We start from the raw sequence: 2,850 nt of genomic DNA on the forward strand, positions 1-2,850 counted from the left end.
AAGAGCCCCTTGGGCGAGTGGATGGCAGCCAAGCCCAACACGGTGGAGCTGCGCCCCATTCAGGCAGTCGAGGCCGATCCGGAGCCGGAGACCATCAGCGTGAATACGGTGGCTGCGGCTCCTGCCGAGGGCGTAACCATTGCTCTGCAGCCGGAGCTTTCCCCGGTGCTGGAAGTGAAAGCAGGGGTGCCCAAGCCGCCCAAGTGGCCCAGCCCTGCCGAAGCTTTGCAAGCGGCCTTTAACTGGATGTTTGGCGAGCCAGCTTATGCCGCCCGCAATGGCCTGAAGGGCAACTTGCCCTCTCAGATTGCAAATCCTAGCAAGGAGCCTGGCATCCGCCCTGCTGAGAGGACCAGCTCCGAGATTTCTGGAACTCCTGCTGTGGGTAGCCCTGACTGGGCACGGCGATTGCGGCGGCAACTGCTCAACACGGACGGAAAAACTCGCTGTGGCGATGAACAGGTCAATCCCTCAGACGGTGGCTTCTGGGTGCCGGGGGTATTTCGCCCCAACTTCAACGACCGCTTCAAGTACACCGCCTACACCGGTAACAGCCGCCCCAGCACGTTGCGCATCAAAGACTGGAACGGAGACGGCCAACTGAACTTCTGGGACAAGAACAACAACGGCGTTCGCGACTCCGACGAGCCTTGGGATGTTTTGGATCGGGATCCGCTGTTTGGGTTGGATCTGGTTCCTGAGCCTCCCGGCAACCCCATTCAGCTAGAAATTCAGCCGCAGATGGTGCTCAACCCCTATGCCCGAGTCAACAAAAGCGCCGCGACCCAAGCCTACACTCCCGCGTCCAAGTATGCGGACGGATACTACATTAACCACGAGGGCAGTGAAGATATTCGCAATGGCCTCTGCTTCTACGTCAAGCACAACGGCAACACCATCCAGGTTCAGATCGACCGTAACGGCGGCGATGGCGATGGCCTGGTCTGGGTGGATGTGGAGCCGTTCACCCTGGACCTGAACAAGACTCCCACTGGCTTTGCCGGCGAAAACCCGGTGCTGGGGGTGATCCTGGATGAAGTAACCCGCCGGCCTATTCCCATTCCCCGCTTCCAAGAGCTGGCTTCAACCAATGTGGACCAGCGCCGCCGCAACGACAACGGCACCCAAAACCGGCAGCTGCAGCCGGCCAGGGAAACGCGGGTCAACGCGGTGGCCGTTAGCGGTGTCCTCCCGTCGCGGCTGCATCAAACTGCCGGCGGCATGCATAACTTCCTGCGGCTCAACGAGCTGTGGAGAGATGTCAACCTCTTTTTCAGCGGCTCGATGATCCAGCTTAACTACAGCACCTACGCCACCGGCCCCTTCCTGCAGCACAGCTTCGAGCCGCCCAACTTGGTGCCGGATCCAACCTTTGTGCGCGGTTACGACTACTACTACCCACCCAACCGCCGCTTCGGCTATGACGTGGGCTTGCAAATTGCCCGCCGCCCCGGCCCTGTGTCGTCCCGCTTCCAATTCCCCTCCAACACGCGTACCGAGTTCTTGCGGGAGCTAGATCCACAAGATCCGTACGTGCGGCGGCTGCGCTGCGCACTCCAGAATCAGCCGGGTGTGCGGTTGGATCCGTCTGCCCGGATTGGTGGCTGCGAGGAGTTTAACTGATACTGACCTGGCCGGTCAGGGGCAGATTTAGGGTAGGGGCAGAAGAGGGAGGGATCCATGAACAAGTGGCGGCTTTGGCAGCAACACCAAGCGGAGGGTTTCACCCTCATTGAAGTCTTGGCTTCGGTCGTCCTCGTGGCCCTGGCCATGGCTGCCCTGGCCCCTACCCTCACGGTGATTGCCTACCGGCGTGCCATGAGCGAGCGGGTGGAGCTGGCCAACCGCCTAGCCCAGGAAGAGGTAGACCGCATCCGCACTCTGGTGGATATCGAGCTGGCTGCCAACCCTCGCGCTTTTCAGGATCGGGCTCAACTGGCCCGTCTGCCCAGGGTGGGAGCCAACCCGCTGGCAAATACCCCACCTCCTACCGATATGGACACAGAGGGGAACAACTATTCCATTCGCGTGGCTCGGGTTCAAGTGCCGGGGCGTAACCCCGAAGAATACGTCATCCAAACCTTCCGCGACGCAGGGGCACCTTGCATCGACCGCCGTGAAAACAGGGTCATTCAGGGGGTGCCCTGCAGCTTTCGCATGGGTGTGAGGGTTTACCACCGCTTTTCTTTTGATCCAAACACTCGCCGAGCGCTGCCTGGCTTGAGGAGGGAGGTGGTTTCGGCTAACCAGAACTTGGCCAATGCCAATGTCTGGCTCTTTCCACTAGCCACCTCCTTTGTAGAAGTTAACCCTGCTGCCAACTTGGGAGATGTTTGCCGGCAGATAGCCATTGCCAGAGGCGAGAATCCCAACCAGAGGTGCCGGGCTTTCCCCTTGCCTAACTGACCTGCTGTACCCTGAGGTAGAGCCTAAGTTCCTTCCTGCAAAACCTGTTGAAAGATGGAGGTGTTGGCCTGTGTTGATCTTTCGCCGCCAAGCCAGCAGAGGGTTTACCCTCATTGAGCTGTTGGTCTCACTGCTGGTTGCCTCCATCTTTCTCCTGGCCACCGCGATGATTGTCATCGAGACGATGCGGCTGGATCGGGAAGAGACGGGCCGTACCCAGGTGCAGGCGGAGCTGACCCAAGCTATGGAATACATCCAGCAGGATCTGGCGGAGGCTCTTTACATTTACAACGACACTGAGCAGAACCCACAGCAATCTGATCGACTTGGGGACGGGATCCCGGATGTCATTCAACGGCTCTACACGCCGGGCTGGATCCGCCGACCCAATGACGCTATCCCGGTTGTTGCCTTTTGGAAGCTAGAGCCGATCCCGCAGGGATG

General features: G+C 59.8%; 2 protein-coding genes and 1 pseudogene. All 3 read left to right on the top strand.

Annotated features, from left to right (window positions below; genetic code table 11):
• Positions 1–1,623: pseudogene (locus tag NW860_RS01325) on the top strand (type II secretion system protein); the annotation flags it as partial.
• A 57-nt stretch (positions 1,624–1,680) separates the two neighbouring features.
• A complete protein-coding gene (locus NW860_RS01330) occupies positions 1,681–2,406 on the top strand; it encodes a prepilin-type N-terminal cleavage/methylation domain-containing protein (RefSeq protein ID WP_414511978.1) in 726 nt (241 codons plus the stop codon).
• Between the two features lie 70 nt (positions 2,407–2,476).
• Positions 2,477–2,850: PilW family protein (locus NW860_RS01335; RefSeq protein ID WP_414511979.1), on the top strand; the 374-nt coding region annotated here is incomplete at its 3' end.

The sequence above is a fragment of the Synechococcus sp. F70.1 genome (genome assembly GCF_047502745.1).
GTDB lineage: Bacteria > Cyanobacteriota > Cyanobacteriia > Thermostichales > Thermostichaceae > Thermostichus.

Coding starts and splice junctions, on each gene's coding strand:
- NW860_RS01330 (WP_414511978.1), top strand. CDS start 1,681: ATGAACAAGTGGCGGCTTTGGCAGCAACACCAAGCGGAGGGTTTCACC.